This window comes from Vibrio sp. LQ2 (genome assembly GCF_023920125.1).
GTDB classification, from domain to species: Bacteria; Pseudomonadota; Gammaproteobacteria; order Enterobacterales; family Vibrionaceae; genus Vibrio; species Vibrio fluvialis.
The window spans coordinates 2,698,010-2,718,063 of record NZ_CP085308.1 but is presented as its reverse complement, the minus strand read 5'-3'; the positions used below and the strand labels follow the sequence as shown (position 1 = coordinate 2,718,063).

Below are 20,054 nucleotides of genomic sequence, written 5' to 3'. Positions count from 1 at the left end.
CTCTGCATAACCCCTCGCACGCAGGCAGCCTCTTTCTGCATCAGTCTTCAAAGACCAGACAATCATCTTACGGGAAGGTGTTTTTTCAGATCGGTTATTTTCTGTTCTCGACTTCATTGAGTATTTGCGTTATACACGATCTCCTTAGTCGTAGAATGAGCTTGGGTATAGCGAGGGACAGCATGTTAGAGAGTTTTGGTGTCATTAATATTTGGACCTATATGGTCGGGCTGACCATGATCATTCTCGCTCCCGGGCCGAACTCTTTGTATGTGCTGAAATCCAGTTCGTCGTTTGGTGTCAAAGCGGGCTATAAAGCGGCATCGGGCGTGCTGATTGGCGATGCGGTGCTGATTCTGCTGTCTTACCTCGGCGTGGCATCTTTGATTCAGACTTCACCTGTGCTGTTTACCATCATTCGTTATCTGGGTGCGGCGTATCTGCTGTATCTCGGACTGAAGATCATTCATTCTCTGTTGCGTAAAGGCGGGGATGATGAAGCAGGCGTGGAGCGTCCGAAGAAAAGCGAAAACGTGTTTGCGAAATCGCTGTCGCTGAGTCTGACCAATCCGAAAGCGATTCTTTTCTACGTATCCTTTTTCATTCAGTTTATCGACTACACCTACGATCACACCTGGATTTCTTACCTGATCCTGGCCACGATTCTGGAGATTTTCAGCATCGTTTACCTGAGTGCGCTGATTTTCTTAGGCACATCACTGACGCAAATGTTTAAAAACAACAAACGTTTGTCGCAGCTGGGCAATGGCTTACTCGGCATGTTTTTCATGGGATTTGCTGCGCGACTCGCCAGTCTGAGCTAATGGCAGTGAGAGAGTAACAACAACGACGGGCCTGAAGATTTCAGGCCCATTCTGTTTTTGAGTGCTGACGATGATCAGGCGAGATTAAACTGGCGGCGAATAAACTCTGCGGCCTTATCGGCACCAGCCTGAGAAATCGTGTGCGGAATGCCAGGCTCAAGGAAAGTGGTGACGTCCACGCCGGCTGCTTGTAGTGCAATGGCGGCCTTTTCGGTTTCCGAATAAGGAATGACAGGGTCACCTTTGCCGTGAATCAGCAGCACAGGTATCTGGTTGTCGATGTGATAAGGCTGCGGCGATGAAAGGCGGCCGGAGAAACCCACAATCGCTCTTACGGGCAAGCGGCTGCTCGCCACTACATCCATCGACATGATTGTGCCTTGGGAAAAGCCGACCAAAATGATGTCGTCGGTCTGCCAAGAGCCGCCATGTTGCAGCAGTATATCAGTGATGGTTTGATCCATCGCGACACGTGCATCCTGAACCCGGCTCGGGCGGTTAATCTCATTAATGCCATCAAGGCTGAACCATTGGTAACCGCCACCGTGATCAAACGGAAATGGTGCATTCGGCGAGAGGAACTTCACGCCCGGCATTGATGGCGCCCAGTAATCACCCAGACGTTCCAGATCGTCACCAGAACTGCCGACTCCGTGCAGCAGAATTACAATTTTCTTTGTCATCATCATTCCTTACTGAACCACGTGTTCACGCAGTACTTACAAACCATAATCCGACATGTCCGGACCTACCGGCACAATCCCGTTCGGGTTCAGTGCTTTAATTGAATAATAGCCTTGTTTGATGTGTTCAAGGCTGACGGTGCTGCGCACGCCCGGCAAATCCAGCAGGCTTTTGATGTACCCATTTAAGTACGGGTAGTCACGCAGCTGGCGTAAGTTACATTTAAAAATGCCATGATACGCAGGGTCGAAGCGAATTAACGTGACGAACAGACGAATATCAGCCTCGGTAACTTGTTGACCGGAAAGGTAATCACGTCCATCGCTCAGGCGATTTTCTAAAGTGTCCAGCATAGTGAACACGTCATGGAATGCTTCTTTGTAACTTTCCTGCGTGGTAGCAAAACCAGCGCGGTAGACACCGTTATTGAGCTTTGGATAGATCTCCGCATTCAGGGTATCAATCTCTTCACGCAGCGCCGACGGGTAAAGGTCAAAGTCCTGATTGGCCAGCTCACCAAAGCCGCTGTTGAACATGCGTACGATGTCGGCAGACTCGTTGTTGACGATGGTACGGGTTTTCTTATCCCACAGGACAGGCACGGTCGCACGGCCGGTAAAGTGCGGATCGGCATGGGTGTAGAGTTGATGCATCCACTCAAAACCGTTCAGTTCGTCACGGTCGGCGCCCGGAAAGTCGCCAAAATGCCAGCCCTCATCAAGCAGTTGAGGTTCGACGACAGAAACGCTCACGACGTCTTCCAATCCTTTGAGTTTACGAGCAATCAGCGTGCGTGAGGCCCACGGACAGATCAGCGCTACATACAGATGGTAGCGACCTGATTCGGCGATAAACTTAGCGCTTTCGCCTGCTGCCAGTGATTCGGGAGCAACCACCCAATCACGAAAACTTGATGTCTGGCGGACAAAACCACCTTTCTCGTCGGTTGCCTGCACAGGGTGCCACTCTTTTGTCCATTGACCATTAACCAGCATGTTTCACCTCAGAATCTCTGTTTGATTGCGATGAAGAAACTTTAACTTACTTCCAAATGAATGATTAGATGGCGAGGGTGAAGTTATTTCCTTCCAATATGGAAGAAATAGCGTGCCTGACCGATCGCTATTCCCAATCTGCGCCGTTGGCAAAACGGTTAACCAGAAAATCGATGAAGGCTCGGGATGACTGAGCGAGATGTTTGGCAGGCGGATAGAGCGCATAGAGCCCGAGAGGCGGTACTTCGTACTCTTGCAGCAACGCAATAACCCGTTTTTGTTGCAGTGCCTGAGCGGCAACAAACGTTGGCAGGCGCGCGATGCCGAGCCCGGCACACGCGGCTTCTAAACACACATCGGCATTGGAAAACTTGAGTCGGCCATTGACGGCAAGATCCTGCACTTTGCCTTGCTCATTGAGATACGGCCAGTGGTAGGGATCGCGAAAATTCGTATCGATAATGCAATGGTGCTGCGAAAGTTCGCGAGTGTGAATGGGCATGCCGTGCTGCTGCAGATACTCCGGCGAAGCCAGGGTCACGACGCGGACTTCACACAGTTTACGGGCAATCAGACTGCTGTCGTCTAACTTGCCGATGCGTAGCGCCAAATCAAAGCCTTCATCGACAATATTGACGCTGCGATCCGAGAATTTTACGTCGAGATCGATATCGGGAAACTGTCTGGAGAAGGCAATCAGGCTGGGGGCAAGTTGGCTTTGGCCAAACGTGACGGGTGCGGAAATCCGCAGCCGGCCGGACGGCAGGCGCGAGGCGTTACGAATCGAATCGTCGAGCTCATCAAGATCGTCCAACACGCGTTTGATACGCTCGTAATAAGCCTGACCGACATCTGTCGCGGCGAGTGAGCGGGTCGAGCGTTTGAACAGTTGTACGCCGAGCTCTTGCTCAAGGCGCGAAATCAGTTTGGAGGCCTGACCGCTGCTGATTGCCAAGCGCTCAGCGGCTTTGGCGAAACTGCCGAGTTCCATTACCGCGACAAACATTCGGTCGCATTGCAGCCTGTCCATTCGCTATCCTGATAATTTTCATGAATTTACAGCAAGCTTATGGAGAGATGACGCCAAAGGCAACGGGATTGAGGAGATTTATGTCGCTGGTCAGAATCAAAAAGAGCGGCTGATGGCCGCTCTTCTCTCGTTCAAATCGGTTCTGTCAGGAATGGATCGCCGCTGGCTGCGGTTTGGGTTTTAACCAACTGCCTGCGATAAATGACAGCAGGCCAACCACCAGTGTCGGCACAATCGGATGCACGCCGCCCATGTCTGGCTTTATCCACATCAGGCCGATATAGACGGTCAGCCCGGAAACCATGGAGCACAACGCCCCCGTGGCCGATGCCTTTTCCCAGTACAAACCAAGTACTAACGGCCACAAAAAAACGGCTTGCAGGCCGCCGAGGGCAATCAGGTTCAGCCACACAATCATGTCTGGTGGGTTGGTGGCAGCAAAGAAGACCAATAGGGCAAAGATGCCGGTGATCCACAGTGACATGCGATTGAGTTTACTCTCCGCGTTGTCCTCTTTGACCACACCCGGATTGATGTAGTTGATGTAGAGATCTTTCAGCAGCGTGGCTGACGCCTGAATCAGCTGTGAGTCGATGGTCGACATGATGGCTGCCATCGGGCCTGCGAGAAAGATGCCGGCCACCATGGGTGGCAGTACCGTCATCATCAGGGTCGGCATGATCTGATCCGGGCTGCCAACATCCGGCACAATCGCGCGCCCCAATGCGCCTGCCATGTGGGTGCCAAACATCAGCAGCGCCATCATGATGGTGCTGATCACCATGCCTTTGTGCAGCGAAGGACTGTCTTTGTACGACATACAACGCACCGCCGCATGCGGCAGACCAATCACGCCAAAACAGACCAACACCCAGAAACTGAGAATAAACGGTTGGCTGAGGAAGTGATTCGGTCCATACGGAGTAACCAACGCGGGATCAATCGCATGCAAGCTGGTGATCAGTTCACCGACGCTGCCGCCCGCGTGCACCACGCCAACCAACAGAATAATGGTGCCGATGAGCATCATGATGCCCTGAATGGTGTCGGTCAGTACCACAGCGCGAAAACCGCCGATGGTGGTATACAAACCGACGGTGCAGGCAAACAGCAACAAGCCCTGTTCATACGGCAATCCCGTGACGGTTTGCAGCAGGCGTGCGCCGCCGACAAACTGCACAACCATGGTGCCGAAAAAGGCGAGCAGCAAAGAGAACGAAGCCAGAATGACGACCGCGCGACTTTTAAAGCGTGCATACAAAATGTCATTGAGTGTCAGGGCGTTATGTTTGCGCGCTTCAATCGCAAACTTTTTACCCAGAACCCCCAGTGTCAGCCAGGTCGCCGGTAACTGGATCATGGCCAGCAATACCCATCCGAGGCCCATTTTGTATGCCGCTCCGGGGCCGCCGATAAAGCTACTGGCGCTGGCATACGTGGCGGCCAACGTCATGGCTAATACGAAGCCACCCATGCTGCGGCTACCCACAAAGTATTCGCTGAGGAAGCTGCCGTTTTTGTAGTGACGGCGAGTCAGAAAAGCGACCGCGAATACGCCAATCAGATAAATAACTAAAGGTATGAGAAGTTGACTATTCATTGGATTCGTCAGGATTTACATCTAAGGGAATATCGCGATAAAACACTTTCACCATCACCGCGCACAGCACAGTGAAAACGATCGGGCCAATCACACACGAAAGCAGGAACCAGAGCGGCATGCCGAAATAGAGTTCAGGCATGCTGGTGTCTTGCGGCGGCGCCGAAAACCCATAGGCGGAAACGTACCACCAGATGAAATAGCCCACTGCCAGCGCAATGGCTAAAAAAGCCTCACGATGCGCCTGACGATACCTGCTTTTTCTGTTGTCCATAAGTTGTCTCCCAGTCTAGGTACCATACGGAGGAGGGCTATGGTATTACAAATGTGCTGCAAGGCACAAAAGATTACTAAACCAGGGTGTTCAGGTTAGGTGAGTGCAAACCTGACCTGAACAAAAAGTGTCACAACAGACATGTACGTCGGCGCATGTGAGGAAAGGGACGGAAGGATAATCAGTCTTGGGGTAAACCTTCCCACAGTACAATTGCGGCGGCGAGATCTTCCAGCGACGCGCCGACCGATTTAAACAGCGTGATGTCGTCATCGGAGCGGCGGCCAAACACCTCGTGGCGAGTCAACTGTTCCAAGTCGCCATGAATGTCTTCCATTGAGAACTGACCTTCGGCCATCGCCTGATGCAGATCGCCTGCTTCGCCTTTTGCGCCTGCCCAGGTATCGACAAACACCTGACTGCGTGCAACGGTTTCACCATCACATTCGCGCATATCTTTGCGAAACGCCCCGACCAAATCGAGGTGGCAGCCGGGTTGTAACCATTCACCCCGCACAATGGGTTCTTTGGAGAGCGTCGCGCAACTGATGATGTCGGCCTGAGCGCAGGCTTTGGCCAGATCGCTGACGGCTTCAATCTGCGTGATGGTGGTAAAGGCGCCTTGATAATCCTGATACTCATCAACCATTGCCTGCACTTTGTCGGGATTACGCCCCCAGACCAACACGCGCTCAATCGGCCGCACAGCGGCGTGCGCTTCAATCAGCATCGGCGCCACCTGTCCGGTGCCGACGATAAGTAGCGTCTGCGCATTTGTTTTGGCCAGATAACGCGCGGCCAGCGCAGAGGCTGCGGCGGTGCGACGACGAGTCAGTTCGTTGCCGGCAATGCACGCCAGCGTTTGGCCATGTTGGCCTTCCGATAACAGATACAGGCCGGAAATCGCAGGCAAGCCCGCGGACGAGTTCTGCGGAAATACGTTGAGCATTTTCATGCCAATATAGCCATGTTGCTCCCATGCGGGCATCAGCAGCATGGTGGCTTCGCCGTCGGGGCGCTCAATGGTGTGGTGGTGACGCGCGGGGGCATTCACACCCGTGCGAAAGGTATCGTCCAGTTTGTCGATGAGCGTTGTCCAAGGCAGATGGCGGGCAACAACGTCGGCTGAGAGAAACTTCATAAAACCTCACAGAGTTTGCAAGACTGGCAGCCAGTGCCGCCAGTCGAGTCACTATTATTCCCAGGCCGGGCCACCCATCACATCGGGTAACCACAACGCGGTATCGGGGAAGGCGAGCACTGCCGTCAGCACCAGAAGCTGGATTACAATAAACGGCACCACGCCCGCATACATATGACGCAGCGAAATATCCGGCGGCGTAATGGCACGCAGATAGAAAATCGAGGGCGCCAGCGGCGGAGTCAGGTAGCTGGTTTGCAGTACCACCAGGAACGCCACGCAGAACCACACTTCATCAAAGCCGAGAATGCGCACCACGGGCATTGCAACCGGAATCACGATCAATACCACCGACATCATGTCGAGCACAAACCCTGCCAGAAATGCGATGATGAGGATCAGCGCCAGAATTGCCCACGCTTCAAGGCCAGTGCCGAGCAGTACTGATTGCACGGTCGCCATACCACCTGCGGCAAAGAATACGCCCGCAAACATGTTCCCGCCGAGCACAATCAGTAAGATCATGGCAGAGATGTTGACGGTGCTCATCAGCGAGCTCCACATCACCTGCAGTTTCAGGTTACGGTAACAGGCGGCCAGAATGATGGAGCCAAGTGCACCACAGGCGGCGGCTTCGGTCGGTGTGGCTAAACCCATCAGGATGGTGCCCAGCACGGCAAAAATCAGAATAGCCGCTGGCAGCAGCGCAGTGAACGTCGCGACCAGTCGCTCTTTCAGGCTGTAGCCTTCGCCATCTTCAATCTGGCGAGGTGCCACCGCCGGTTTCAGCCACGAGAGCACAATCACGTACAAAATAAACAGCGTCGCCATCATCAGGCCCGGCAGCAGCAAGCCACTGAATAGCTGACCGACCGACACGCCCGCCACCGGACCAAGTACAATCACGGTAATCGAAGGCGGAATCGCGGTACCGAGCGAGCCACTGGCGCAGATCACGCCGGACAGCAGGCGTTTGTCGTAAGCGTGTTTCATCATGATTGGAATGGCGAGCATGCCAATCACCGCTTCGGTTGCGCCGACCACGCCGCTCGCGGCAGCGAAAATGGTGCCGAGCAGAATGGCGCCGACGCCAAGTCCGCCGGGCATGCCGTGCGTCCACATATGGATGGCTTTAAACAGCCGCTCGGCGATACCGGATTTCTCCAACATCGCCCCCATGAAAATAAACAGCGGGACGGCGGCAAGTATCGAGTTGGTGGCGGTTTCTTCAATTTTGCTCAGCAATTGATAAGCGGTCACGTCGCCAAATTGCATCAGGCCGAAAATGGTCGCGACCAGAATCATGGAGAATGCGACCTGAAATCCCGCAAAGATAAACAAGATCAATAGCGGGAACATCAACAGGGATAAATAATCACTCATACATTCACCTCGCGGCCAAGGGCGATTTGCGCCGATTTCAGCAGTTCTGCCAGAATTTGCAGGCTCAGAGCCGCCAGGCCAATAAACCAGACGCCATAGATTGGCCACATCACCGGGTTCCATGCCGAACGGCCGGAGCGTTCACCACTTTCAAACGCTTCGTAGAAGTAGTGATACAAATCCAGACTGATCCAACACACGATAGGCAGGAACATCAGATAGCAAAGGCTGCGCACCGTTGCGTTGACGCGCGGTTTGAGTTTCAGAGTCATCACATCGACACTGACGTGCTGGCCAAGACGCAGTGCATTGGCGAGGCCAAGCATGAAAATAGCACCCATGACCATATAACTGATTTCAAAAGCCCAGAGGGTCGGGGAATCGAACATATAGCGGCTGAAAACTTCGGTGACAAGTGCACCGATCAGCGGCAATACCAACAGAGCGGCGATCAGCCCGGCAAAGCGGGTAATGGCCTCGATACTGGTAATCAACTTCATAGTGTTAACCTAATTACGATCGGAAAAGAGACCAGACAGCCGCCTTACGGCGGCTGTGGCAAAGAAGATTAGCCTTCGGTCGCGCCGATTTGCAGACGGTATTCCGGCCACAGTTTGATCTTCTCTTTGAACTCGCGCTGAGAGGTCAGCACGCGCTTGAACCAAGCGTTGTCTGCCGCGTGTTCATCTTCCCACTTATTAGTTTCTGCCATGATCTGGCTGATGAATGTCGGATCCAAACGAACGATTTCGTTGCTGCCATTGACCAGCTCTTTGTAAGCATCTAAGTCGGCATAAGAAGAAGCCAGCCATGAATCAAACAGAGACAGTTTGGCGGCTTGGCGAACCAGGGCTTGTTCTTCGGCAGGCAGTTTGTTCCACGCTTTTTGGTTCACCTGACACTCCAGTACGCCACCCGACTGGTGAATCCCCGGTAGAATCACGTATTTCGCCACTTCCTGGAAACCAGTTGGACGGTTCATTTCCGGGCTGCCCCATTCGGCTGCGTCAATCACGCCACGTTCCAGCGCGGAGTAGATATCGCTACCCGCCATCACCACGGTTGACGCGCCAAGACGAGAGGCGATTTCCGCCCATGCGCCAGAGGTGCGGATGCGCAGACCTTTGAAGTCTTCCAGCGTGCGAACGGGCTTGTTGGAGTGAAGGAAAATTTCGGTGCCAAGAATGGAACAAGGGAAAGCGACCACACCGAATTTCTCTTTACGGTACTGTTCGTACAGTTCGATACCACCGCCTTTGTACATCCACAGCATGAACTCTTCCGGTGTCAGACCGCTTGAGTGACCGGCCAGCAGCGCGGTCGTTGGATCTTTACCGTAGTCGTAGTTGATGTAGTTATGGCTGACCGTCGCCACGCCCGATTTTACGGTGTCCGTAACTTTCAGCGCGCTGCCGAGTGTACCACCCGGAAACACTTTCACGCTGATGTCACCGTGAGTCAGTTCGCTGACGTTGTCGGCAAAAAACTTGGCGTCGCGTTCCAGCCAAGGGCCACCAGACCAAGGGGTGGCCATGCGCCATTCATCGGCGTGAGCGGCTGACGTTGCCAGTGAAACACACGCAGCCAGAGCGGCGGTTTTCATGATTTTACGAAGATTTCCTTTCATCTTTACTGAGTCCTTTTACGGGTTGTAGGTTTACCTCGGTTACCTGAGGTCGCCGTATTCAGGCGGCATCCACCCACGCGCATACAACGCCACTACGCGCGGGCGCAACGGATGACCGCCTTCCGACTGGGTCGGGTACGTCGGTTATTGGAATATTGTGCTGTGGGCTATTTCGTTATTTTTCACCAAAGAGCGACTGCATCTCTCGGGCGCGATCGGCACAGTCCTGCATGGCCTGTGCAACGATGTTGCGAAGCCCGGCGGCTTCGAATGAGGCAATGGCACGCTCGGTTGAACCTTGTGGCGACATCACATTGCGCATCAGTTGCTCCGGTTCATCCTCACCGGTTAGTGCCATGGATGCGGCGCCAAAGCCGGTTTGCAGCGCCAGTTTGCGTGCTGTGGAGCGGGGAAGTCCTTGTGCCACGGCGGCATCTTCCATCGCTTTGAAAAAGAGGAAGAAATATGCAGGTGCGCTGCCCGCGACGGCGGTGGCGGCATCCATCAGCTCTTCATCAGCCAGCCATTCGACAATGCCGGTACTCGATAGCAGTTTTTCGATCTGCTGACATTGGGCTTCGCTGACCAGAGTATTCGCTTTAAGCGCAGTGGCTCCACAGCCGATCATGGCTGGCGTATTTGGCATGGCGCGCACAACAGGTACGTGCTCACCCAACCAGACTTGTAACGAACCGAGCGGAATCCCCGCGGCGATGGAAAGTACCAGTGGGGGCACCTCGCGAGCATCTAAGCTAGGGCGTAGTTCCTCACATACCACCCGCAGAATCTGCGGTTTGACGGCCAGTACCACAATGTCGGCTTGTGCGATGGCGGCGCAGTTGTCGCTGGTGACCTGAATACCAAAGCGCGTGCTGACGGCGTCAAGCATGGCTGTGTCCGGCGACGTTGCGGTAATGCTATCGGCTGGGTATCCCTGACTGACCAAGCCGCCGACAATTGCGCTGGCCATGTTTCCCGCACCAATAAAAGTGATCGTTGCTGTCATTGTTATTTTTCTTCCTGATTGAGAGCTGTGTTTGCCGCATGGTGTCCTTGCGTTGTTTTGCATTTAAGCAGCTACTCATGTTGGATTCTTGTTTAAAACTCCTGATTTTTTGCGCAAATTGCAGCACTTGTTTAACATTTGAAACGCTTTTGAAATATTGCTTGTGTTTTTAATGACACCTTTGTTATAAGAGAATAATTCTTATTAACCTGGTCGGACATGTTTCCACACTCATCATGGGTATTCGAATTCGAACACAAACTCTGCAAAATAGTTGCTTACATCATGACCACGATTACCATCAGATTGTGATTGCGTATCGTGGCGGCGCAGCGTTTGAAGTGCAGGGCAGAGGCGGTCAGGTTGACCCGTTTCATGGTTGTTTGGTGCCAGGTGGAGACGTCCACTTTTATGAGGGGATCGGCGATAATAGCCACATTATCCTCGATATTCCGACTGAGAATGTCGGTTTTAAGGTTGAGCGTCTGTTCGAATCGGCGCAGTATTTTGATATCGATTCCGGCCTGCGTTATCTGCTGGCCTACATGCACCGGGAAAACAAAGTGTGGGACAGCTATCCGGAGGCGGCGGAGGGGATCACCACCACCTTTTTATCCAGCCTGCATCAACGCATGTTCCACAAGCAGGAAGTCAATTACCTTCATCGTGGCCGTCTCGATTTGGTTGCGATCGACGAATACATTCAGCAACACATTGATGAAGCGCTGCCAACCTCGCGCTTAGCGTCGGTCAGTAATGTCAGCGCCGGGCACTTCCATGAGCTGTTTCGCGAAGCGGCAGGCATAACGCCGGGGCAATACCTGTTTACCGCGCGGATGAAACGTGCGCATCAGATGATTCGTGATACTCGCTTGCCGCTGATCGAAATTGCCGAAAAGGTCGGATTTTCCAGCCAGAGCGCGTTAACTCATGCGTTTCGGCGCTTTTTCGGTGAAACTCCGGGGCAAATGCGTCGTAAAATGTCTGCAAAACGATGATCGCTAAATCGGTGGTCAAATGCACCGAACAGCCGTAATCGTTCTAAATTGTCATATTAACTTCATAACATTGGCGTAGTTTCTTCACAAAACGAAGGAACGTATCGCCGTTATGAATGACGTCATGACGCGGCTCTGGCACCATCCAGCTGCGCCGCGCTGTTACACCCTGATGAGCCTGATCTTGTTCGTTGGGTTGATGGCTTGGTTGCAAGCACCAATACTCACCATGCCCCAAACTCTCACTTTTAATCAGTTATCCTGTTCTGCGGTTAAGGCAACAAAACACGCCGATCCAGCGCTGCCCAATCTAACCATATTGATCCCGGCGCATGTTATGGCAAGGCCTCTGCTGTCAACGCTGTGCAGTGACCCTGTTCTCAATCACCGTTTTAGTGATGTTACGGTGCAATGGTTGCCACGTGGTGAACTGACGCCACGTATGATCTATCAGCAGGATTTCGATCTGATGTGGGGGCGCGACTATCATCTGGCGGGATTGAGCCCGGACTATCAGCGCTACTACGAGACCCTGCTGCCCATGCCTCAATACGATGCACTGTGGTTTGCCCGCGAGCCTATCACGCCGCAATTTCTTGCGACGCATCGTATCGGTCTGCTCAGTGATACCTTCAGTCGCTCTGGCTATCAGCTGCCGGTACAAGTGCTGGAGCAACTGTCTATTGATATTCATGCTGCCAGTGTGATCCGTTATCCGTCACGTCAGGCGATGGTTTCTGCGCTCATGAGGGGGGAGATTGATGTCATTCCGGATACCAATTACAGCCCGCTGTATCAGGGCGATACGTTTTATCAAACGACGATCGCGCAGGGTATTTCCGCTGGTGGCTGGTTTGTTTCCCGTTCATTGCGCGACGTTCAAGTGCTGCAAGCGTTGCAGCTTCGCCTCAAACAATTGCTGACAGCTTCCGCCCCATGAACCTTATTTCCTTAGTACGCCGCGCACCGATCGCTCGCGTGTTTGGTTTGACCGTGTGTTATCTGCTGATCTCGCTGTTGGTCAGCGTGATGCAGACTCAGGCACGTTTGCAGCAGTTGATTGATGGCCCGATTGAGGCGGCGCGTAGTCTGGTTTGGCGGGACAGTGCTGAATTGGGCGAGCAGGCTGAAACCCAAGTGCTGTTTGCGCTGCAAAGCCGTGAGATGCTGAACCATCTGCAATGGCACAACCCGTTGCAAGTGCTGGCAACGTGCGGGTTTGAGTCTTCAAACTCGGCAACAAACGGGCTGCGATTCCCGATTACGCTACAGCTGCCATCGCAGGGTGAGGCACAGCGCCTTTCCATGCAGTGCGATGTGCAGTGGCTGCCATGGGTCAGTATTGCGCTGTTGGCGGCGGGACTGACTTCTCTGCTGATGCGTTGGCGGCCGCAACCACTCAGGCTGAGCGATCGGCGTTTGCTGCATCAGTTGTCTCAACAGGGAACTGATGCCAAGGTTTGGAAGCAAGCGCAGCAACACTTTCGCGGTTCGGCGCCGAGCGCTGAACCTGATGGTGATTATTTACTGGCGGTGCTCGCAAGCCGTAAGTCTTCATACACGATTGAAGATGCGGTTGAACTGCTTAATCAAGCTTCGCAGCCGTTGGCGCTCAAGTTCATCACTCATTCTGGTCAACTTCAGGTTCGCCTGAATGCGTTGGTGATCCCTTTGTCGGTTACGCCGGCCATTTACTGGCTGTGGTACGCGCAGCGCCGCAAGTGCGAGAGCGATAATGGCTGGGTGAGCAACCCGCCAGCGAACCGTCCGGATGTGTTCAGTGCGCAAAGTTTGATTGAGTTGATGGAGCAATTCGGAGGTCATGGGCGCGCCATTAGCGAGCTTAAACAACATGGTTTGCGGGCCAAAACCCTCGATCAGAACCGCAATAAAATTAAAGAGGCGCTGCTGGGTGTGGTTGGGGAGACGCTCACGGAAGCTTGCGGATTTGAAAATGGCCGAAAAGATCAAAACGCGCAGTCCTGCTACCGTTTAAAGATGTCTCCAAATCGGATTGATATTGCTATCGATGATTTTTAAATGATTGAAATATAGTGGAAATATTTTAAAGATATCTCTTTATTGAACCGCTGAAAAGTTGTAACCGAAGCGTCATGTTTTTTCGCAAAAGTAACGTCCAGACCGCTCGAACACGGAGTTTGAGCGGAAGACAACACAGTGAAAAAACGGATCAATCATGAAGCAATTCTCAAAAGTCTGCCTGGCGATGGCAGCGTGTGGCACCCTGACGCTTTCCAACCCATCTTTTGCGCTCAATATTCTGCTGACGAATGACGACAGTTGGGACACCACCAACATTCAGGTGATGAAAAGTACGCTCGAAGCGGCGGGTCACGATGTGATTATGTCGGCGCCTTGTACCGGACAAAGTGGCAAAGGCGGTGCGATGACGTTCCTCAAACCCGTGTCGGTTGATGAGACCCAGTCGGCGGATCAGGAATATTGTGTCGGTGACACCGATACCTCGGTGGCGTTTTCCAGTTTCGCAGAAGGAACGCCAGTGATGGCGGCGATCTACGGGATTGATGTCGCCGCGCAGGCCGTGTGGGGGCAAGATCCTGATCTGGTGATTTCGGGACCGAATGAAGGGAACAACCTTGGCTATATGAACAACAACTCCGGCACGCTCGGTGCGGCGATGATTTCACTCAGCCGCGGCATTCCGGCCATTGCGGTCAGCGCCAATTCCAATACCGCGTCAGACGCAGAGCAATCACAACTGGTGGCGAACGTGGTGGTTGAGATTGTCGCGCAGCTGGTGGCCAACCAACCTTCGGGCCAGCCGCTATTGCCTGCTTATACCGGGTTGAACGTCAATACCCCGGAAGAGATGAACAACACGCAGGGGTACAAGTTTACCGATGTGGGCTGGAACGGCGGCGGTGCGCTGCTTAAATTCAGCGATGATCTGTCTACCGATTCCACCGCGCTGTACTACACCATGCAGAGCCTGATTGCGGGCGGCATGACTTCAGAAGAAGCGCAAGCGGCGGCAACGAGTGCGCTATCTGGCAAGCAAGGGCTGACTTTCACCACTGGTGATGCTGGCGACAGCAGTGAAGATTCTGAAGGTGTCGCGGTTAACGAAGGCTACATCACCATCAGCACGATTGATGGCAACGTGCAGGCGGCACGCGGCAAAGTCGCGTTGGTTGGCCAGCGTTTGATCGGTTTGGAGTAGGGAAGCGGTGATGAAACAGCAACAATGGATGATGGCACTTTGCTGCGCGTTCGCATTGTGGGGGTGTAAACCCACCGACAACACCATACAAGTAGGCACGTATGAAGGTGTGGTATGGAGTGACGACACGCTGCCTTTATCAGCGCAGGTTGTGGTGCAGAATTCGGCGACGTTACTGACGCTGTGGGATGAACGTGAGCATCAGACCTCGTATGTGGGCAGCAGTAGTGAAGGTAAGCTGGTATTTTCGGCGGCGGGGTTAAGTTGCGAAATGAGCGCCGCTGCTCTGGCGTGCACCAACAGCAATGGTGAAACCATTCTGTCACCGGTCTCTGCAGAGAGCGTGGATATTGCCAGCTTTGCCGGCTCCTATCAGGCGCGTTATCACGACGCACTGCTGCAAATGAGCATCGATGACAGCGGCGCACTTACCGTCAGTGGCGCAAGTTGTGAAAGCTCCGGCAGTCTGACCGTGACTGCTGACGTCGATGGTTTGGCGGAAATGCAACTGATAGATGATCCATGTGCCGCAGCAGGGAGTGTGAATCTGGTTACTCTGGAGACGGAGAACGAATCTCTGGTCAGCCTGAATATTCAGACCAACAGCGAGACGTTTCCTCAGGTGTGGGTGAAAATCTGATTCTTTGTTTCTTCTTCCAAAGCCGCTGCTCACCAGCGGCTTTGTCTGCTTTTTGCTCCGTCATGGTGACGTTGAGCAATTTCCTCAGCAGGCTCAAACAGTTGCATCAGCTTTTGCTGATTTAGTGTATCCACAACAAAAATAAGGTTGTTAATCAATAACTAAGATAATTGATATTCTTCTCATGAATCACTACACATTGAAGGTGATCAATAGTACCTTGTGCCGTTTCTGACCATCTATTCATCACAAGAAGAACGATCACCTTATGCTTGAGCAGTTTTTTGTTACGGATGTCGACCCATCTAAACTGGTTACCGGAACTTATGACCCGTGGCTGGTGCTGCTTTCGGTGTTTCTCGCCTCAATGGCATCGTTCTTCGCTTTGCGTCTCGCGGCGGCTGCGCGCCATATTGTGATCAGCAAATATCGCCGCATCGCTCTGTTCTCCGGCGCTTTCATCATGGCAGGTGGTATCTGGAGTATGCACTTTGTCGGCATGCTGGCTTTCGCGATGCCGCATTCGATGGATTACGACCCAATGATCACGGCGCTCTCGCTGCTGCCCGCGATTGTCGCCAGCTACATCGTGCTCAAATCTCTGATCGATGAAACGGACTCCTGTCGCCTCACGCTGCGCAATGGACTGATTGTCGGCGCAGGCATCGGTGCGATGCATTACCTCGGTATGGAAGCGATGCGGATGGACATGGCGCTGCGCTATGATCCGTACTGGTTCGCGCTCTCTATTGTGGTGGCGGTGGTTCTGGCTTTTATTGCGCTCTCGGCGCGCCGTTTGCTGCGAAAACGCTTTCCTGCTTTGCGCTCTCTGCACGTGAAGCTGATCAGCGCGGTCATCATGGGCGCGGCCATTTCGGGGATGCATTACACCGGTATGGAAGCGGCGCGCTTTATTGAACAGTTAGAGTGCATTACCCCTGTGGCGGGCATGCATGCAGGCGTTCAGGATAATCAACAGCTTGCGTTGGCGGTGGCGATCTTCACATTGTTGATTTCCACGCTGGCACTCAACGTCAGCTCACAGCTACGATACCGCCAGCTGTTGTCGGAAAAGACCTCTGGCGAAGCGCGATTACAAGCCATTCTGGATACCGCAACCGACGGTGTGATCACCATCAATGCCAAAGGCGAAATTCAGGGCATCAATGCGGCGGTCAGCCAGATATTTGGCTGGCAGGAAAATGAAGTGCTCGGGCGCAATGTGTCGATGCTGATGCCATCGCACCATCAACAGCAGCACGATGGCTATCTCAAACGCTATCTGGAAACGGGTAAAGCGAGCGTCATCGGTTCACCGCGCGAAGTTTACGCGCGTCATCGCAATGGTGATTTGATTCCGGTACGTCTCGGCGTCGGCCGCGTCAATCTCGATGACGGTGAAACGCTGTTTGTTGGTTTTATCGCGGACATTTCGCAACGCAAAGCGATGGAAGAAAAGCTGCGTGAAAGCGAGGAGCGCCTTAGCTCGCTGATGCAAAACATTCCCGGTGCGTCGTTTCGCCGCCTGCTCGATCATGGTTGGACTCCGATTTACCTCAGTGACGGTGTCGCAGAGCTGTGTGGTTACTCTGCCGATGTGCTGCTTTCCGGAGAAGTCTCGTTTTTTGACTGCCTGTTCGAAGAAGATCGCCCTCAGTTGTGCGACAACATTCGCAACTCACTGGATGAACGGGAAACGTACGAAATTGAATACCGTGTCACTCACAAGGATGGTCACACGGTATGGGTGCTGGAAAATGGCATGATTGTGCGCGATGAAAACGGCAATGTCGTGTGGTCAGACGGTGTCATGGTCGATATCTCCAGTCGCAAACAGATGGAAAGCGAGCTGTTGGAAGCGAAGCTGCGCGCCGAAGATGCGGCGGAAAGTAAAGCTTCGTTTCTTGCCAATATGAGCCACGAAATCCGCACACCGATGAACGCCATCATCGGCTTTACCGACATTCTGCTTGATTCCGACATCAGCGGCGAAAATCGTCGTCACCTGCAAACCATTTGTCAGTCGTCGCGTTCGCTGCTGCATCTGCTCAATGACATTCTCGACAGCGCCAAGCTGGAGAAGAACAAACTCGAAATAGAGCCGATTCCATTTAAGCTTGCGGCGTGTGTCGACACCGTGATCTCAACCTTGTGGCTGGGGGCAAAAAGCAAACGGGTTGAGTTGGATTTAGTTATGTCGGCCAACTTGCCCGAAGTGGTCGAAGGCGCAGAAGATCGTATTCGTCAGGTGTTGATGAATTTGGTCGGTAACGGCATTAAGTTTACCGAGCACGGCAGCGTCACGCTGGCCGTCGACCCGATGACGGATAAGCCCGACTGGATACGCTTTAGTGTGACCGACACCGGTATTGGGATTGAGCCGGAGCGCCTGAACGCGATTTTCGAACCCTTTACTCAGGCCGATGCGTCAATGAGCCGCCGCTTTGGTGGTACGGGGCTGGGTACCTCGATTTCTAAACAGCTGGTCGAGCTGATGGGCGGCCAGATTTCGGCAACCAGTCAGCCGGGCCGAGGCAGCTGTTTCGTGATTGAACTGCCGCTCCCGGCCAGTGAACTGACCGTCGCTACGCCGTCATCTCAGGTGGTGGCGTTGCCGCATCTGCGCGTATTGGTGTGTGATGACATTGAACAGAACATTAACCTGCTGCGTATCTTGCTTGAAAGACAGGGGCACACGGTATTTACCGCTCAGGATGGTCTCGAAGCGGTACGGCAATATCAGACGGTGCTCCCGGATGTGGTGCTGATGGATATTCAGATGCCAAACCTTGATGGCCTTGGCGCCAGCCGTGAGATTCGCCATTGGGAGGCCGAGCAGAATCTGCCTCAGGTCCCGATTGTGGCGCTGACGGCCAGTGTGTTGATTGAAGATCGTTTGCAGGCCAGAGATGCAGGCATGGCAGGCTTTGCCAACAAGCCGGTTGATTTTGCGCAACTGACTCAGGAAATGGCGCGTGTGTTGAACATCAAGCCGCAAGCCAGCAACTCGAATCCAGCAGTTGAACGTGAACAAACCACAGATTCAGATTATCAAGTCGTGCATTTCGCAAAGGCGATGAAATTGTGGGGTGACGAACGCTTATACGCAGTGGAGTTACAAGCCTGGCTCGACAAACAGGGTGAGGTGGCAAGCACGTTGGCGGCACTGGCCGATGATGGCGCCTGGAGTCAACTCGCCGAGCGCGCGCATGCGCTGAAAGGACTGGCTGGCAATCTGGCATTGATGCCGCTCTTCCACGCTTTTACGCAATTGGAAAAATCCGCCGATGCTCATCTGCCTGCTCAAGTGAATCAAGCACTTGCCGACATTGAACACTATTGGGCAGAGCTGAAACGCGACAGTGCCAGACTCAATGCTCATTCGCAGGAGAATGCACCAATCACAGCCGATGCAGAGATCGATACTCAGGCTCTGATCGTACACCTCAACGACTGGTTGCACGCCACTCAGTCAGGGGAACTGCGCGATGATTTGGCGACGCTGCTGCTTCAGTCGTCACCGGCCACCATAAAAAAACAGATTGTCGAGGCCCATCACGCCATTGACGAGTTCGATTTCAAAGCGGCTGCACAGGCAATGCAGCAGGCGTTGAATGCGCTTCAATAAGAGGAAACTGTATGTCTTTGCTTGCGAAACAGCCACCGCGAATTCTGATTGTTGATGACGAACCCGCCAACCTCAAAGTCATGCGCCAGGTGTTGCAGGATCATTATCGCCTGTCGTTTGCCCGTTCTGGTCAGGATGCGCTGGCATTGCTGGAGCAGGAGAGTGTCGATCTGGTGCTGCTGGACATTATGATGCCGGAAATGACCGGTTTTGACGTGTGTGAACAGTTGAAGGCCAACGCCACGACGGCAGCGATTCCGGTCATTTTTGTTACCGCTTTGCGCGATACCATTGATGAAGAAAAAGGGTTTGAAATTGGCGGTGTGGATTACATCGTCAAACCGATCGTGCCTGCCATCGTCAGAGCGCGGGTGAAAACGCATCTCTCGCTGGTGAAAATCGAAACGCTGCGCGAAACGCAAATCGACCTGATTCAGCGCCTTGGCCGCGCGGCGGAATACAAAGATAACGAAACCGGCATGCACGTACAACGCATGAGCCATTACGCCAAAACGCTTGCGATGGCGGCAGGGATGGATGAAGAACAGGCCGACGAACTGCGTATGGCCTCCACCATGCATGACATCGGCAAAATCGCCATTCCGGATCAGATTCTGCTTAAGCCGGGTAAGCTCGATCATGACGAATTTGATCACATGAAAAAGCATGCGCAGATTGGTGCCAACATTCTTGCGAAACCTCGCTCGGCGCTGGTGGCTTTGGCACATACCATCGCGATTACTCATCACGAAAAGTGGGATGGCAGCGGTTACCCGCATGGTCTGGCGGGTGAAGATATTCCGGTTGAAGGGCGCATTGCCGCCATTGCCGATGTCTTTGATGCGCTTACCAGCGAGCGACCGTACAAAAAAGCCTGGCCGGTGGACGAAGCGGTCGAGTTTCTGCAAACACAGGCGGGCAAGCATTTTGACCCGCAACTGATTCCGCTGTTTATCGCCAACCTGCCTCAGATTCTCGATATCAAAGAGCAGTTTAAAGAGTGTTTGGCGGAGGCGGAATAA

18 protein-coding genes are annotated in these 20,054 nt (G+C 53.4%); 8 read left to right on the top strand and 10 right to left on the bottom strand.

The window, feature by feature from the left end; all coding sequences use genetic code 11:
* Nucleotides 1-182 precede the first annotated feature (182 nt).
* Entirely contained in the window at nucleotides 183-824 is a 642-nt protein-coding gene (leuE, locus tag LGV68_RS12805; protein ID WP_044362065.1) for a leucine efflux protein LeuE, read from the top strand.
* Nucleotides 825-898: 74 nt separating this feature from the next.
* Here leuE and LGV68_RS12800 read toward each other — a convergent pair whose 3' ends face one another.
* The 10 genes from LGV68_RS12800 to proC all read right to left on the bottom strand — a co-directional run bounded on the left by LGV68_RS12800 (nucleotide 899) and on the right by proC (nucleotide 10,564).
* Nucleotides 899-1,507: a dienelactone hydrolase family protein gene (locus LGV68_RS12800; RefSeq protein ID WP_100268480.1), complete on the bottom strand. Its 609-nt coding sequence runs from the start codon at nucleotides 1,505-1,507 to the stop codon at nucleotides 899-901.
* Between the two features lie 36 nt (nucleotides 1,508-1,543).
* A complete protein-coding gene (locus LGV68_RS12795) occupies nucleotides 1,544-2,503 on the bottom strand; it encodes a glutathione S-transferase family protein (RefSeq protein ID WP_252535361.1) in 960 nt (319 codons plus the stop codon).
* Between the two features lie 127 nt (nucleotides 2,504-2,630).
* Complete coding sequence (locus LGV68_RS12790; protein WP_038127320.1) at nucleotides 2,631-3,533, bottom strand: LysR family transcriptional regulator; 903 nt, start codon at nucleotides 3,531-3,533, stop codon at nucleotides 2,631-2,633.
* Nucleotides 3,534-3,678: 145 nt separating this feature from the next.
* Nucleotides 3,679-5,133, bottom strand: coding sequence for a sodium/pantothenate symporter (gene panF / locus LGV68_RS12785; RefSeq protein WP_100268482.1), 1,455 nt, complete (start codon nucleotides 5,131-5,133; stop codon nucleotides 3,679-3,681).
* The gene (locus LGV68_RS12780) at nucleotides 5,126-5,407 is read right to left on the bottom strand and encodes a YhdT family protein (RefSeq protein ID WP_020328309.1); all 282 of its coding nucleotides are present in this window, start codon (nucleotides 5,405-5,407) and stop codon (nucleotides 5,126-5,128) included. Before LGV68_RS12780 ends, panF begins: the two co-directional genes overlap by 8 nt.
* Before the next feature lie 181 nt (nucleotides 5,408-5,588).
* Nucleotides 5,589-6,548: an ornithine cyclodeaminase family protein gene (locus tag LGV68_RS12775; protein ID WP_252535359.1), complete on the bottom strand. Its 960-nt coding sequence runs from the start codon at nucleotides 6,546-6,548 to the stop codon at nucleotides 5,589-5,591.
* A 54-nt stretch (nucleotides 6,549-6,602) separates the two neighbouring features.
* The gene (locus LGV68_RS12770; protein WP_047460800.1) at nucleotides 6,603-7,931 is read right to left on the bottom strand and encodes a TRAP transporter large permease subunit; all 1,329 of its coding nucleotides are present in this window, start codon (nucleotides 7,929-7,931) and stop codon (nucleotides 6,603-6,605) included.
* Nucleotides 7,928-8,431, bottom strand: coding sequence for a TRAP transporter small permease subunit (locus tag LGV68_RS12765; protein ID WP_020328313.1), 504 nt, complete (start codon nucleotides 8,429-8,431; stop codon nucleotides 7,928-7,930). Before LGV68_RS12765 ends, LGV68_RS12770 begins: the two co-directional genes overlap by 4 nt.
* Before the next feature lie 68 nt (nucleotides 8,432-8,499).
* Nucleotides 8,500-9,558, bottom strand: coding sequence for a TRAP transporter substrate-binding protein DctP (dctP, locus tag LGV68_RS12760; RefSeq protein WP_252535357.1), 1,059 nt, complete (start codon nucleotides 9,556-9,558; stop codon nucleotides 8,500-8,502).
* A gap of 175 nt (nucleotides 9,559-9,733) precedes the next feature.
* Nucleotides 9,734-10,564: a pyrroline-5-carboxylate reductase gene (proC, locus tag LGV68_RS12755; protein ID WP_100268485.1), complete on the bottom strand. Its 831-nt coding sequence runs from the start codon at nucleotides 10,562-10,564 to the stop codon at nucleotides 9,734-9,736.
* Between the two features lie 236 nt (nucleotides 10,565-10,800).
* Between proC and LGV68_RS12750 the strand changes: the two genes are divergently transcribed.
* The 7 genes from LGV68_RS12750 (at nucleotide 10,801) to LGV68_RS12720 (ending at nucleotide 20,054) form a co-directional block, all read left to right on the top strand.
* Nucleotides 10,801-11,562 carry an AraC family transcriptional regulator gene (locus tag LGV68_RS12750; protein ID WP_225869373.1) on the top strand — a complete coding sequence of 254 codons (762 nt, stop codon included), beginning with the start codon at nucleotides 10,801-10,803 and terminating at the stop codon, nucleotides 11,560-11,562.
* A 112-nt stretch (nucleotides 11,563-11,674) separates the two neighbouring features.
* Nucleotides 11,675-12,502: a hypothetical protein gene (locus tag LGV68_RS12745; RefSeq protein ID WP_233952209.1), complete on the top strand. Its 828-nt coding sequence runs from the start codon at nucleotides 11,675-11,677 to the stop codon at nucleotides 12,500-12,502.
* A complete protein-coding gene (locus LGV68_RS12740; RefSeq protein WP_252535356.1) occupies nucleotides 12,499-13,602 on the top strand; it encodes a hypothetical protein in 1,104 nt (367 codons plus the stop codon). Before LGV68_RS12745 ends, LGV68_RS12740 begins: the two co-directional genes overlap by 4 nt.
* Nucleotides 13,603-13,759: 157 nt before the next feature.
* Entirely contained in the window at nucleotides 13,760-14,764 is a 1,005-nt protein-coding gene (locus tag LGV68_RS12735; protein WP_222748912.1) for a 5'/3'-nucleotidase SurE, read from the top strand.
* Between the two features lie 10 nt (nucleotides 14,765-14,774).
* Nucleotides 14,775-15,404: a hypothetical protein gene (locus tag LGV68_RS12730; protein ID WP_024375164.1), complete on the top strand. Its 630-nt coding sequence runs from the start codon at nucleotides 14,775-14,777 to the stop codon at nucleotides 15,402-15,404.
* A 268-nt stretch (nucleotides 15,405-15,672) separates the two neighbouring features.
* On the top strand, nucleotides 15,673-19,032 hold the full coding sequence (locus LGV68_RS12725) for a PAS domain S-box protein (protein ID WP_252535355.1): 3,360 nt from the start codon (nucleotides 15,673-15,675) through the stop codon (nucleotides 19,030-19,032).
* An 11-nt stretch (nucleotides 19,033-19,043) separates the two neighbouring features.
* Entirely contained in the window at nucleotides 19,044-20,054 is a 1,011-nt protein-coding gene (locus LGV68_RS12720) for an HD domain-containing phosphohydrolase (protein WP_158126168.1), read from the top strand.